Source organism: Blastococcus goldschmidtiae (assembly GCF_031845325.1).
Taxonomy (GTDB): Bacteria; Actinomycetota; Actinomycetes; order Mycobacteriales; family Geodermatophilaceae; genus Blastococcus; species Blastococcus goldschmidtiae.
Genome location: NZ_JAVREI010000001.1, coordinates 178,037 through 191,214, shown reverse-complemented (window position 1 = coordinate 191,214; position 13,178 = coordinate 178,037). Strand labels below are relative to the sequence as shown.

The following is a 13,178-nucleotide window of genomic DNA, read 5'->3' as shown; positions in this document are numbered from 1 at the left end:
CGGCTCAGCCGGCGCGCGGCGCGTACATGATGACGGCGACGCCGACCAGGCACAGCAGCGCGCCGGCGACGTCGTACCGGTCCGGCCGGAAGCCGTCGACCGCCATTCCCCACAGCAGGGATCCGGCGACGAAGACGCCGCCGTAGGCGGCGAGGATCCGGCCGAAGTTCGCGTTCGGCTGGAGGGTGGCCACGAAGCCGTAGGCGCCCAGCGCGATGACCCCGGCGCCGATCCACAGCCAGCCACGGGCCTCGCGCACGCCCTGCCAGACCAGCCAGGCGCCGCCGATCTCGGCCAGGGCGGCCAGCACGAACAGCAGGACGGAGCGCGCGACGGTCACCCTCGGACGGTAGAGCGCCTCACGCGGACCGCCGCGGCTCCCCCGCGTACGTGCCGAACTGCCAGAGGTTGCCCTCGGGGTCCCGCAGCGTGACGTCGCGGGAGCCGTAGTCGGTCGTGTACGGCGCGCGCAGGATCTCGGCGCCGGCCGCCACGGCCCGGGAGTGCACGCCTTCCGGGTCGGCGGTCACGACGTAGCAGGCCGCGGTGCCGGGCACGACCGGCCACGGGTCGTCGACGGCGTCCCTGGCCGACCCGAGCATCACGCCTCCGCCTTCGGGCCAGGCGAGTTGGGCGTGCGCGACGAGGTCGCCGTCGCGGTGCACGACCGTCTCCTGGAATCCGAGGACGTCCACGAGGAAACGGATGAGGGCGCGGGCGTCGCGGGCGCGGAAGGCGGGCCAGACGGTGGGCTGGGGAGAGGTCATGCCGTGGACAGTGCCGCGGAGAGCGCCCGGGTGTCTTGCACGAATCCGAACTCCCGGGCCAGCCAGCGCGTCGGCGGCAGTCCGGAGAACGCCCGCCACTCGCGGGTCAGGTGCGCCTGGTCGGCGAAGCCGGTCGCTCCGGCGAGCCCGGCCAGGTCGAGCCCCCGCCCGGCTGCCGCCCGCTCGGCCAGCGCCCGGCGGGCCCGGTCGAACCGCGCGACCCGGGCCGCCTCCTTGGGGCCCAGCCCGGTCTCGGCCCGGAACCGCTGCTCCAGGTGCCGCACCGACCAGCCCACTCGGGCGGCGACCTCGGCCACCGGCAACCGGCCGGCCGACGCCGTCGTGAGCCGCCAGGCCTCCGCCACCTCGGTTCTGACCTCGCCGTACCCGACCCGGCGGAGCAGCGCCGCCTCCAGGACGGCGAAGCGGGCGGCCCACCCCTCGGCGGACCGCACCCGCTCGATCACCTCCGCGCCGACCGGGCCGAGGACGTCGTCCAGTGGGGCGTCCAGCGACGCCAGCGCCGCGGCGGGGCAGCCGAGCAGAGCACGGGCGCCGGCCGGGGTCAGCGACAGCTGGATGCCGGACTGCCGCCCCGGGTGGGCGATGCGTGCCGGGCGGGTGTGCAGCCCACCCACGAGCCCGTCGTAGCGTCCGGGGGACTGGGCGGGGTCGGGATGGGCGGCCATCTCCAGCGGCTCGTCGAGCGCGACGATGACGGTGAGGAAGGGGGAGGGCAGGCCCAGGTGCTGACCGGGCGGCAACCCCTCGTGCCGGTAACCCACCGCAGCGGCGACGAACGGGCGCAGCCGGGGGTGCACCCGATGCACCACCGACTCCTGCCGCATCGCCTCAGCATGGCCCGAGCGCGCGGCCGGCGACAGGGTGCTCACCCGTCGGCGGTGTACACGGCGTCCAGGAACAGCCGCAGCGTCTCGAGGAAGACCTCGGGCTGCTCGGAGTGCACCCAGTGGCCGGCGTTCTTGACGCGGACGAGCCGGGTGGAGGGAAACAGCTCGTCCATGCGCTCCCGGTCGCGGGGGAGGACGTAGTGCGAGTTCGCCCCGGCGATCCAGAGCACGGGTCCGTCGAAGGTGGCACCGGCCGGCGGGTCCGGGAAGCCGCGCAGCTCGCCGAGGTCGCGCCCGAGCAGGTCGAGGTTGAGCCGCCACTGCCAGCCGCCGTCCGGGCCCAGCCCGTCCCGCACCAGGCTCTGCAGCAGAAAGCTGCGCACCATCCGGCTCGGGACGGCGGTCCTCAGCGCGGCGTCGGCGTCGGCGCGGCTGTCCAGCGCGCTCAGGTCCATGGCCTTCATGGCGGCGATGAAGGCCGCGAACGGGGACGCCTCCTCGTCCTCGTCGTCCGTCCGGCCGCCCTGGAGCGGGTACTCGACGGGTGCGATGTCGACGACGACGAGCGCGTGCAGCAACTCGGGACGGCGCAGGGCGAGGGTCATCGCCACCTTGCCGCCCATCGAGTGACCGACCAGGGTCACCGGTTCGCCGTGCACCGCCAACCCGGCGGCGACCAGGTCGGCCATGTCCACGTAGTCCACGCGGTCGGTCCAGGGCGAGTGGCCGTGGTTGGGCAGGTCGAGCAACGTGACCCGGTGCCGGTCGGCCAGCCCCTTGGCGATCGTGGTCCAGTTCTTCCCCTGGCCGAACAGCCCGTGCAGGAAGACCATGCGGGGCCCGGCGTCGCCCAGGGTGCGGCCGTGCAGCCGGAGGTCGTCGTCCACCCGCCCATCCCACCAGGCCCAAGCAGCGGCGGCCGCCCGGGGCGCGCCGTCAGCGCGGCAGCACCTCCGTGGCGCCGGTCGCGGCGTTCCAGCGGATCGAGCCGCCCTCGAAGTCGCTCTGCCGGCCGCCGGGCACGTCGTACTCGCCGCTGACGGGGTAGCCCAGCGGTCCGCGCTCCCAGCCCCGCTCCGCCCAGCGCCCCCGGATCGCGCCGTAGACCTCGTGCGCACCGGTGCTGGGGGTCCAGTAGATGGACGCACCGCCCGAACCCGCGAAGTGGTTGAACCGGCCCCGGCCGTCCGGGGTCGGCCATTCACCGGTCACCGGGTAGCTGAGCCGGCCCCGCTCCCAGCCCAGCTGGCCGTACTTCGCCCGGATGGCCCCGTAGACCTCGTTCGCGCCGGTCCACGGGTGCCAGTAGATGGACCCGCCACCCGAACCCGCGAAGTGGCTCATCCGTCCCGTCCCGTCCGGGGTCGGCAGTTCACCGGTCACCGGGAAGCCGAGGGGACCCAGCTCCCAGCCCGTCCGGGCCCAGCGGGACCGGATCAGGCCGTAGATCTCGTGCGCTCCGGTCGACGGCGACCAGTAGATCGACGCGCCGTCGGGGCGGTTGTAGTGCTGCATCCGGCCGCGGTCGCCCGGCGTCGGCAGCTCCCAGGTCACCGGGCCGCCCAGCCGACCGCCGGCCTGTCCCAGGTCCCGGTAGCGCCGCTCGATCGCCGACCAGTTCACCGAGACGCCCATGCGCTGCCCCGCCCGCTCCCGCTCGGCGATGACCGGCCACACGTTGGCCAGGCAGCCCTGCAGCGAGATCGACTGCTGCTGCATCACCCAGGCCGTGCGGCCCCGGGCCGGGCAGTCGGTGTGCGGGATGCCGATCCAGTGCCCGACCTCGTGCAGGATCACGTACCGCTGGTAGTCGGCCAGGCTGTGCGTCCAGGCGTCGGTGCCGAACCGCCAGCGCTCGTCGTTGATGTAGACCGAGCGCCCCACCCGGCAGCTCCACTGGGCGCTGCAGCCGGGCGCCGCGTTCGCGATCACCGACGGGGACGCCAGGATCAGGTCGAAGTCGCTGCCCGAGCCCACCTGCTGGAACGCGAGGGTGCCGCCGAGGCTCCACCCGCGGGGGTCGCTGAGGGCGTCGCGGGCGACGGCCGCGAACTGCCCGGGGTCGGCGGCCACCCCGCCCCGTGAGGACACGGTGTAGGTGACCGTCCGCTCGGCGGCCTCGGCCGGGGCGCTCGGCGGGACCAGGACCGCCGCGAACGCCGCCAGGGCCACCAGCAGTGCGCGCCAGGTGCTGGACATGGTCCGCTCCTCACCGTCCGGGTCCGGGGGCACGACGCGATGCACCGTAACGGCCGTCCCCGCTCCAGGGGAACCCGCGCGAGCGCCGGCGTCCGCTGCCGGTGCCGCGACATACCGCCCGGCGAGGCGACTCGGTCGAAGGCGGCGCCTACCGTGCCCCGGGACGAGGGGGAGGTACCGGCATGCCGGGACGACGGCGGCGCACCAGCCGGAGCACCACAAGCACGACGACCCGCACGGGGTCCGCGGCACCGCGGAAGCGGGCACCGGCGAAGCCGAGCAAGGCGAACGCGGAGCTGCCGTGCGCGGGCCCCGGTGAGCGGGTCTGGGTGCTGGCCGTGCCGTTCCGGGCTCCTGCGCCGGGCGCGGTCTGGCACGCCGGGCTGCAGGCACACGTGTGGGTCGGCGGCGAGCTGCCCGCGGCGCTGGTGCCCTACGACCCGCCGCCGTACAGCTTCGAGCGCTTCGTCGAGGACGAGCTCAACGAGTCCCCGCGCCCGCTGCCCGAGGCGCGCCCGCTGACACCGCGCGACCAGCAGTGCGATGGCGCCGACGTCGTGGCTGCCCACGCGGCAGCCGGGGGCCGGGTCTTCCTGCTCGGCGACGACCCCGGCGTCGGCAAGACCGGTACGGCAATCCTGGCCGTCAAGGCGATCGCCGAGCAGCGCGACGTCCGGCGGGTGCTGGTCGTGGCCGACCGGCCGGCGGCCATCACCATCCCGCACTGGTCCCGCTCGATCGCCGGGTTCGGCGACGGCGGCCTGCGCTGGTGCGTCACCACCTGGGACCGGCTGGGCAAGGTCGCGGCGGTGCAGCGGGCGACCGCCGCCCGGTTCGACGTCGTCGTCGCCGACGAGGCACACATGGTGCGGCACACGACCACGCAGCGCTGGAAGCACTGGAAGGCCGTCTCCGGCGCGGCCCGGGTCAAGGACGCGCCCTACGTGCTGGCCTGCACCGCGACGCCGGCGCACACCCCGCTCGAGCTGCCCTACCTGGCGCCGCAGTTCGCCGCCCAGCACGGGGACCCGCTGAAGGACTGGGCCGACCTCCCCGCCCGCCTGGCCGCGCGAGGGTTCCACGTGGAACGTGGCCGCTACGGCTGGCAGTGGACCGAGGACGCCGACGAGCGACGGGCCGACCTCGCGACGCTGCAGGGCTGGCTGGCCGAGGCCGAACCGCCCGCCACGCTGCACCGTCCCGCGCCCTGGGGTGCGGTGTCGGTGGGTGGGGCGCCGGTAGCGCTGACGCCGACCGAGCGGGCGTCCTACGAGGCGGAGTGGTCCGAGTTCCGCGCCGAGATGCAGCTGGCCCGGCGGGGGCGGCAGACCGCCCGCGGCCGCGCCGCGCTGCTGCGGTTCCGGCAGAAGGCGGGGCTGATCCGGGTCCAGGCCACGGTCGACTGGGTGAGGGCTCAGGTCGAGGCCGAGCGGCAGGTCGCGGTGTCGGTCGAGTTCGTGGAGACCGCCGCCGATCCCATCCGGGAGGCCCTGCTGGCGGCGGGGATCGAGGTGGCCGGCATCTACGGCCGCGACCGGTTCGACGTGGAGGCCGAGCGGCTGCGCTTCCAGCGGGGCGAGGCTCAGGTGTGCGTGTTCACCGTGACCGCCTCGATCAGCCTGCACGCCGGTGAGCTGCTGCCGGACGGTTCGCACGCCTCCGAGCTGCCGCGGGTCGGGCTGTTCCACCAGCCGCGGTTCTCCGGCATCCAGGCCCGCCAGGTGACCGGCCGCACCCACCGCGACGGGAAGACCTCGCCGTGGCTGGTGGCCTTCGCCGAGGACACCGTGGAGGAGCAGGTGGCGCGGGTGATGGTGGAGCGGCTGGCGGTCACCGGCTCCACCGCGGGTGCGGACACCTCGGCGCTGCAGGAGATCGCCGAGCTGCTCGAGGCCGACTGGCTGCCCGCGACGGCGCTCGCCGACAGCTGAGCGTCAGCCCTCGCCTCCGCCGCCCTCGAGCACGCGGTACCGCGTGACGTCGATCGGCTGGGAGTCCGTGAAGTAGTCGGACTGACCACGGCCGATACCGAACCGGAGCCCTCCACCGCCTGCGCCGTCAGGCCCTGGGGCGTCAGGGCCCCGGGCTCGACCGTCGCCACCGGCTGCCCTCCCGGGCTGTCGGCCACGTAGGCACAGGACTCGGCGAGGTCGTCGACGGCGTAGCAGTGTCCCGGCGCCGCCATGATCCAGATGTCGGCCAGCTCCGGCCGCTGCTGCACCACGTCCCTGGGCAGCGCACCAGGCCGGAGGAAGACGTAGAACGGCTGGTCGACGAGGTAGCTGTTGAGGTTGTACGTGCTGGGCCGGGTGCCGAGGAAGGCCTCGACCGGCAGGTCCCCGCGCATGGCGCCGACGTCGTTCACGCTCGCACCGACGAGGAAGGTGCCGCGTCGCTCGTCGGCCAGGCGCGCCGGGGCGTCGGGCACCCGGACGTCGCGGTACACCTCGTCCGGCGCGAACTCCCACACCACCTGGTGCGTGACCATGCCCTCGTCGTGCTGCGTGTGGACGACGGCGGGCTCCCCGGTGAACCGGCCTCGCGCGACCACGTAGGAGTCAGTGACCAGCTCGCCGGCCGTCCCGTGCACCGTCGTGCCGTCGGCTCCCGAGACGGACACCGTCGGCAGCGCTTCCTGCGTCGCCGGCTCGGGCTCCTGCGCACCGCAGCCCGCGCCGGCGGCCACGACGAGGGCGGAGAGGGCCGCGGCTCCGCGTAGACGGATCACGGAGCTCGTCGTCCTGGCATGGCTCGCATGTGTAGTCCCAGCGAGTGACGGCGTCGAGCACATCCGCCACGCTCCGCGTCGACCGCGCGATGCCATGATCGCGTCGTGCCCCCGCCATCCGCGCTCCCGGCCCGGCTGGCCGTGGCGCACGTGGCGGGGTCGGCGTCGGGTGGGCCCCTGGACCGGTCGCTGCGCGTCACCCTGAACTTCCACCCGGACCGGCTGGTGGGCGGCGCCACCGTGCTGGAACGGCTGTCCCGCGACGGCCGATACCGGTCGCAGTTCGAGACCGGCACCAGCAACGGCGGGCTCACCGCGCATCCCGGTGGCGCCCGCTGGGGCTGGGAACAGCGCATGTTCGGGCACGCCTACGACGACGCCCCGGCCGCCGAGCGACCGAAGTACGGGGCGCTGAACCACCGCCGTCGTCGCATCGGCGGGGCTCTGCGCTTCGGCTCGGCCCAACTGCGCCTGACCGGAGCTGTCCTGGATCGCACCACGTTCTGCTTCCCGGACTCCGTGTTCGAGCCGACCGCGATGGCGACCGCCGACCGGTTCGGGCTCTTCCCCCTCGTCGAGCGGTTCGCGGCCCGGCCACTGACGGACGAGATCGAGGCCACGGACGGGGGCCTGCTGGACGACTACGTCGAGGCCCACGTGCACGGCCCCATCGACCTGGCGTCGGATGTGGAGGCCGTCGTCCTCGACCCGTGCTTCCGCGGTTCGCCGACCGAGTTCCAGGCCCGGGCGCTCGGTCTGCCCCTCGAATGGCACGAGGGACGCCGGCTCACGGTGGAGAAACTGGCCCGCCATCCCCGGTTCCGCGGCCCGCGCACCGTCGAGGTCGGCCGCAGCATCGCGGTCGACGGCGTGCTCGATGCCGCGGTGATCGGCCAGGCCGCTCGGGCAGGGCAGGGGGACCCACAGGACCTCAAGCGCGTCTGGCACTGCGTCGCCCGGTTCGGATCTCCACTCGAGGTTTGAGCTGCTGTTCGTTGGTCAGCGCCTGACCGCCCGCTGCGACCGCCCCCGGCGGCAGGCGACGGCCGCACCGGCGAACCTCGAAAGCGAAGCGCGGGTGACGCCGCAGCAGTCGACGTTCCACCGCGCCAGGATGCGGCGGAACGTCATCCGGCGCGGCTGCACCCACCACAGCCGCCGGTGCGGAGGCGCTGCAGACTCAGCCGGAGGTGCCGTTGTGCGCCGCGCCGTCGCCGTCGGCGGTGATCGGGACGCGGGTGACGGCGTCGGTACCGGTGGCGCCGCCCAGGCGGCGGAGCAGCGCGGCGACGTCGATGCCGGTGAGGTCACCGGAGAGCTGCAGCCCCTGCGCCACGTTCGACGCGACGGACTTGCCGAGCGAGCCCGCGCCGTCGGTGGAGATGACGGTCATCTTCTCCACCGCCGACAGCGGCGCAGCAGCAGCGCCGACGACGTCCGGCAGCACCTTGACCAGCATCTCCAGGATGGCTGCCTCGCCGTACTTGGCGAAGGCGTCCGAGCGGGCGTCCATCGACTCCGCCTCGGCCTGACCGCGGGCCAGGATGGCGGCCGCCTCAGCGGCGCCTTCCCGCTCGACGGCGTCGGCGATGGCCTGGCGGCGCAGCTTCTCGGCCTCACCGCGCTTGGCGCCCTCGATCGCCTCGGCGTCGGCCAGTGCCGAGCGGCGGGCCCGCTCGCCCTCACCGGAGAGCTTGGCCTGCTCGGCCGCGGCCTGCGCGGCGGCGATGGTCGCCTGCCGCTGCGCCTCGGCGGTGAGGATCGCCGTGTTCTTGCGGCCCTCGGCCTCCTGCTCGACCTTGTAACGCTGGGCGTCGGCGGGGCGGCGCACCTGGGTGTCCAGCTGCCGCTCGGTCAGCGCCGCCGTCCGCTCCGCGACCTTCTCCTGCTCCATGAGGATCGCCTGGTCCTGCGCGGCCTGCGCGAGCGGACCGGCCGCGGCGGCCCGAGCCTTGGCGGCGTCGGTCTCGGCGGTGATCTCGGCCTGCTTGAGCGCCAGCTGCCGCTGGGAGATCGCGATCGCCTCGTCGGCCAGCAGCTGCTCCTGCTGGGACGCCTGCCGGGCCCGCGCCTCCGCGATGCTCGCCTCCTTGAGCACCCGCGCCGCCTCGGGGCGGCCCAGGTCGGCGAGGTAGGAGCCCTCCGCCTGGATGTCCTGCAGCTGGAAGGTGTCCAGGACCAGGCCCTGGCCGGTGAGCGAGGACTCGGCCTCCTCGGCCACGGCGGAGGCGAACGCAGCCCGGTCGCGGATGATCTCCTCGATGGTCAGCCGGCCGACGATCGAGCGCAGGGCACCGGCCAGCACCTCCGAGGTGAAGGTGTCGATGCCCTCCTGCTGGTTGAGGAACCGCTGCGCGGCGGCGCGGATGGAGTCCTCGGTGCCACCGACCTTCACGATCGCGACGCCCTCCAGGTCGCACTTCACGCCCTGCTTGGACACCGCGCCCCGGATGCCGACCGGGATGCGGCGGCTGGACAGGTCCATCGTGTGCAGCTTCTGGACGACGGGCAGCACGAAGACGCTGGCGCCCATCACCACCTTCTGGCCCGAGGAGTCGCGGGACACGACACCGGACTCGCTCGTCACCTGACGCCCCTGCCGGCCGGTGACCAGGAAGGCCTGGTTGGGCCCGGCCACCTTGATCCGGGACAGCACTAGCAGGACCAGCAGGAGAACCAGGACGGCGATGCCGCCGATGGCGTAGACCAGCGTCACGGGGATTCGCCTCCGGGCAGGGGATGGGCTTCAGGGGCGGTCGAGACGACCTCGACCGCGGTGTCGCTGAGGGCTTCGACCACGTAGACCGGCGTCCCGGTGGGCAGCGGTACGTCGCTGCGGGCGGAGAACTTGAGCTGCTGGCCGGCGAGGGTCAGCCGCACCTCGCCGTAGCCCGGGCTGGGCACGGCGGAGACGACGACGCCCTGGGCGCCGACCAGGGAGTGGCGGGTCAGCGTCGGCTGGGTCGGCATGTCCTTGAACGCGCGGGACAGCCGCACCGCGCCCCACGCGAGCGGGACGGCGACGGCGAGGCCCACGGCCAGCGCGAGCAGCGCGGCGACGGCGTCGGGCAGGTCGTCGGGCAGCAGGCTGGTGGCTGCGGCGCCGCCGAAGCCGATCCCGCCGAGCAGGGCCGCGATCGCCGGCACCGAGAAGGGCCCATCGGCGTCGACGTCGCCGATGCCCAGGTCGCCGAACTCGCCGACGAACAACGAGAGGACCAGGACCACCAGGCCGAGGACGCCGATGACGAGGAAGACCGCTGCCACTCCGTGCGCCCTCCCGTCGGCCTGTGACCAGCACCCTTCCAGTTGCGGCACGGCGGCGGCAAGGAAATCCACCGTCGGGTGAACGGGGCCTCCGACGGAGCGCCGGGGGCAGGGGAGCAGGCTGCCGCAGCACCCGTTCCACATGGACGGCCGACGACCGGGGTAGCGGCCGCCGCATGGCCATGCCCCCCACGTCCACTGCGGGGCACGGCTTACGCGGTCGCCGCCGCCCGTGGCCTGCGCGGACAGCGGGCGGTGCACGGGTCTTCGCCGTGGTCTACGGCGGCGACCTCGTCGCCAACACGGCTCTGCGGCTGTACCGCCCGCTGCAGTGGTCGGGCGGGGACTGGCTGGTCGACGTCGTGGACGAGTACGTCCAGGCACGGACCACCGGCGTGGTGTCCGACCGGCCGCTGGACCCGGCGCGGTAGCCGCAGGGCGACCGGGCAGCGCCGACAATGGGGGAGTGAGGCGTGAGGCGAGCATCCTGCACCTCGACCTCGATGCCTTCTTCGCCGCCGTCGAGCAGCGGGACAAGCCCTCCCTGCGCGGGCGGCCGGTCGTCGTCGGCGGTGTCGGCGGGCGCGGCGTCGTCGCCACGGCGTCCTACGAGGCCAGGGCCTACGGCGCCCGCTCGGCCATGTCGACGGCGGAGGCCCGGCGGCGCTGCCCGTCGGGCACGGCGTTCCTGGGCGGCCGGTTCGCCGCCTACCGCCGGACGTCCGACGTCGTCATGGGGTTGCTGCGCGAGCTGTCGCCGCTGGTCGAGCCGGTCTCGATCGACGAGGCCTACGTCGACCTGGCCGCCGGGGGACACGACCTCTCGGTGGACGGTGTGACGGAACTGGGGCGGTCCCTCAAGGCCCGCATCGCCGCGGCCACCGGGGGAGTGACCGGCTCGGTCGGCATCGGGTCGTCGAAGCTCGTCGCCAAGATCGGCTCGGACCTGCACAAGCCCGACGGGCTGGTCGTCGTACCGCCGGGCACGGAGCTGGACCTGCTGCACCCCCTGCCGGTGACCCGGTTGGGGGGCGTGGGCCCGGCGACGGCGGAGCGGCTGCACCAGGTGGGCGTGACGACCGTGGGTGACCTGGCCGCCAAGTCGCTGGCCGACCTGGTCGCGCTCGCCGGCCGGGCGCACGGCGCCGGCCTGCACGCGCTGGCCCGCGCCGAGGACGACCGCGCCGTGGTGCCCGATCGCGAGGCGAAGTCGGTGTCGCACGAGGAGACCTTCGAGCGCGACCTCACCGATCTCGTCGTCCTCGGCCGGGAGATCGACTCGATGGCCACCCGCGTCGGCAGACGGCTGCGGGACTCGGCGTTCTCCGGCCGCACGGTCACGCTCAAGCTGCGCCGCTACGACTTCACCACCCTCACCCGCTCGCAGACGCTGCCCCAGCCGACCGACGACGCCCGCCAGATCGCCACGATCGCCCGCCGGCTGCTGGCCGACGCCGGCGCCGAGGGCGGCCTGCGGTTGCTCGGCGTCGGGGTGTCCGGGCTCTCGCTCTACGCCCAGGGCGACCTGTTCGCCGAGGACGACGACGGCTCGCCGATGGCCGCCACGGAGTTGGCCGTGCCGGACGACGCCCCTCCGGAGCCACCGCTGCCCGCCGACAAGCGCTGGTGGCCGGGGCAGGACGTGCGGCACGAGGAGCTCGGCCCCGGCTGGGTGTGGGGCCGCGGGCTGGGCCGGGTGACGGTCCGTTTCGAGGGCCCGTTGACCGCGCCCGGGCCGGTGCGCACACTCGCGGCGGACGACCCGCTGCTGCAGGCCGCCGATCCCCCCGACTGGAGGCCGCCGGCATGACGGAACGCTCGTGGTGGGGCTGGGGCACCACCGACCACGCCCTGACCGATGCGGAGTGCGTCGCCCGGGCGGCGGCGCTCCCGGGGCTGCCCGACCGCCCGCGGCCGGTCCCGCGGCTCGCCGACGTCGTCCTGCCCGCGTCCCGGGTGGCCCCGCCGGACGGGCTGCCGCTGTCCACCGACCACGACGACCGGGCGCGGCACGCCTACGGCAAGGCCTACCGCGACGTCGTCCGCGCCCTGTCGGGCGAGCTGCCGGGCGCTCCGGACGCCGTCGCGCATCCGGCGGACGAGGACGACGTGGTGCGGCTGCTCGACTGGGCGTCCTCGGCCGGCGTGGTGGTGGTGCCCTTCGGCGGCGGGAGCTCGGTGGTGGGCGGCGTCGAGTACCGCGGCGACCGGCCGTGGCTGTCGATGGACCTCACCGCGCTCGACCGGGTCCTGGAGATCGACCGGGTGAGCCGGGCGGCCCGCATCCAGGCCGGCGCACTGGGACCGGTGCTCGAGGAGCAGCTGCGCCCGCACGGTCTGACGCTGCGGCACTTCCCGCAGAGCTTCGAGTTCTCCACGTTGGGCGGCTGGCTGGCCACCCGGGCCGGCGGGCACTACGCCACGGTGCTCACCCACATCGACGACCTGGTCGAGTCGATGCGCGTGGTGACGCCGGTCGGGATCAGCGAGTCCTGGCGGCTGCCCGGTTCGGGTGCCGGCCCGTCGCCGGACCGGATGTTCCTGGGCTCGGAGGGGACGCTCGGCGTCATCACCGACGCGTGGGTGCGCCTGCAGGATCGGCCCCGCTTCCGGGCGTCGGCGTCGGTCGCCTTCCCCGACATGAGCACCGCGTTCGGCGCCGTCCGGGCGATCGCCCAGGCCGGTCTGCACCCGGCGAACTGCCGGCTGCTCGATGCCGACGAGGCGGCGAACTCGGGCGCCTCGACGTCCGGCGCGTGCGTGCTGGTGCTGGGCGTGGAGTCCGCGGTGCATCCGGTGGAGAGCCGGCTGGAGGAGCTCACCGGGCTGGCCCGCGACTCCGGCGGCGTCGTCGCCCCCCGCCGGGAGGGCGCGCGGGACACCGCCGCCGACGCCTGGCGGACGTCGTTCCTGCGCGCGCCCTACGGCCGCGACGGGCTCGCCCGGATGAGCGCGATCGTGGAGACCTTCGAGACCGCGTGCACCTGGGACCGCGTGGACGAGCTGTACGCGACGGTGCAGGACGAGGTCGGCGCCGCGGTGCACGAGGTCACCGGCGTGCCCGGCCGGGTCAGCTGCCGCTTCACCCACGTCTACCCCGACGGACCCGCGCCCTACTTCACGGTGGTCGGCGTGGGGCGGCCCGGCTCCGAGGTCGCCATGTGGGACGACGTGAAGACCGCCGCCATGGAGGTGTTGACCCGGCTCCAGGGCACCGTCACCCACCACCACGCCGTCGGCCGGGACCACCGCCCCGGGTACGACCGGCAGCGCCCCGAGCCGTTCGCCGCCGCGCTGCGGGCCGCGAAGGGTGCGCTGGATCCGGCCGGGATCCTCAACCCCGGCGTCCTGCTGGACCCCGTGTAG

The 13,178-nt window shown here is 74.7% G+C and carries 12 protein-coding genes; 5 read left to right on the top strand and 7 right to left on the bottom strand.

Annotation, left to right across the window (positions count from 1 at the left end; genetic code table 11):
• Positions 1–4 precede the first annotated feature (4 nt).
• The 5 genes from RM425_RS00930 to RM425_RS00910 are packed head-to-tail and all read right to left on the bottom strand — an operon-like array spanning position 5 to position 3,817.
• Positions 5–340 carry a YnfA family protein gene (locus RM425_RS00930; RefSeq protein ID WP_311343300.1) on the bottom strand — a complete coding sequence of 112 codons (336 nt, stop codon included), beginning with the start codon at positions 338–340 and terminating at the stop codon, positions 5–7.
• 19 nt (positions 341–359) lie between these two features.
• Positions 360–767, bottom strand: coding sequence for a VOC family protein (locus RM425_RS00925; RefSeq protein ID WP_311343299.1), 408 nt, complete (start codon positions 765–767; stop codon positions 360–362).
• Positions 764–1,660, bottom strand: a complete 897-nt coding sequence (locus RM425_RS00920) for an AraC family transcriptional regulator (protein ID WP_311343298.1) — start codon at positions 1,658–1,660, stop codon at positions 764–766. The genes RM425_RS00925 and RM425_RS00920 overlap by 4 nt, the downstream gene beginning before the upstream one ends.
• A complete protein-coding gene (locus RM425_RS00915; protein WP_311343297.1) occupies positions 1,657–2,505 on the bottom strand; it encodes an alpha/beta fold hydrolase in 849 nt (282 codons plus the stop codon). Before RM425_RS00915 ends, RM425_RS00920 begins: the two co-directional genes overlap by 4 nt.
• A 49-nt stretch (positions 2,506–2,554) precedes the next feature.
• Positions 2,555–3,817 (bottom strand): DUF3152 domain-containing protein, encoded by a 1,263-nt coding sequence (locus RM425_RS00910; protein ID WP_311343296.1) that lies wholly within the window; start codon positions 3,815–3,817, stop codon positions 2,555–2,557.
• 182 nt (positions 3,818–3,999) lie between these two features.
• Here RM425_RS00910 and RM425_RS00905 point away from each other — a divergent pair, with 182 nt between their 5' ends.
• A complete protein-coding gene (locus tag RM425_RS00905) occupies positions 4,000–5,748 on the top strand; it encodes a DEAD/DEAH box helicase (protein ID WP_311343295.1) in 1,749 nt (582 codons plus the stop codon).
• Between the two features lie 902 nt (positions 5,749–6,650).
• The gene (locus RM425_RS00900) at positions 6,651–7,529 is read left to right on the top strand and encodes a DUF3626 domain-containing protein (protein ID WP_311343294.1); all 879 of its coding nucleotides are present in this window, start codon (positions 6,651–6,653) and stop codon (positions 7,527–7,529) included.
• Between the two features lie 196 nt (positions 7,530–7,725).
• On the opposite strand, the gene RM425_RS00895 is transcribed toward RM425_RS00900, so the two are convergent.
• Both RM425_RS00895 and RM425_RS00890 read right to left on the bottom strand, forming a co-directional pair.
• The gene (locus RM425_RS00895; protein WP_311343293.1) at positions 7,726–9,261 is read right to left on the bottom strand and encodes a flotillin family protein; all 1,536 of its coding nucleotides are present in this window, start codon (positions 9,259–9,261) and stop codon (positions 7,726–7,728) included.
• Positions 9,258–9,812, bottom strand: coding sequence for an NfeD family protein (locus RM425_RS00890; protein ID WP_311343292.1), 555 nt, complete (start codon positions 9,810–9,812; stop codon positions 9,258–9,260). The genes RM425_RS00895 and RM425_RS00890 overlap by 4 nt, the downstream gene beginning before the upstream one ends.
• A gap of 272 nt (positions 9,813–10,084) precedes the next feature.
• Between RM425_RS00890 and RM425_RS00885 the strand changes: the two genes are divergently transcribed.
• Genes RM425_RS00885 through RM425_RS00875 form a run of 3 tightly spaced genes read left to right on the top strand, consistent with a single transcriptional unit; the run spans position 10,085 to position 13,178 of the window.
• Positions 10,085–10,243, top strand: coding sequence for a hypothetical protein (locus RM425_RS00885; RefSeq protein ID WP_311343291.1), 159 nt, complete (start codon positions 10,085–10,087; stop codon positions 10,241–10,243).
• 35 nt (positions 10,244–10,278) lie between these two features.
• Positions 10,279–11,622, top strand: a complete 1,344-nt coding sequence (locus RM425_RS00880) for a DNA polymerase IV (RefSeq protein WP_311343290.1) — start codon at positions 10,279–10,281, stop codon at positions 11,620–11,622.
• Positions 11,619–13,178: an FAD-binding oxidoreductase gene (locus RM425_RS00875; RefSeq protein ID WP_311343289.1), complete on the top strand. Its 1,560-nt coding sequence runs from the start codon at positions 11,619–11,621 to the stop codon at positions 13,176–13,178. Before RM425_RS00880 ends, RM425_RS00875 begins: the two co-directional genes overlap by 4 nt.

Bases quoted from the DNA above. Each gene is read 5' to 3' on its own strand.
- RM425_RS00925 (WP_311343299.1), bottom strand. From the start codon at position 767: ATGACCTCTCCCCAGCCCACCGTCTGGCCCGCCTTCCGCGCCCGCGAC.
- RM425_RS00910 (WP_311343296.1), bottom strand. From the start codon at position 3,817: ATGTCCAGCACCTGGCGCGCACTGCTGGTGGCCCTGGCGGCGTTCGCG.
- RM425_RS00875 (WP_311343289.1), top strand. From the start codon at position 11,619: ATGACGGAACGCTCGTGGTGGGGCTGGGGCACCACCGACCACGCCCTG.
- RM425_RS00905 (WP_311343295.1), top strand. From the start codon at position 4,000: ATGCCGGGACGACGGCGGCGCACCAGCCGGAGCACCACAAGCACGACG.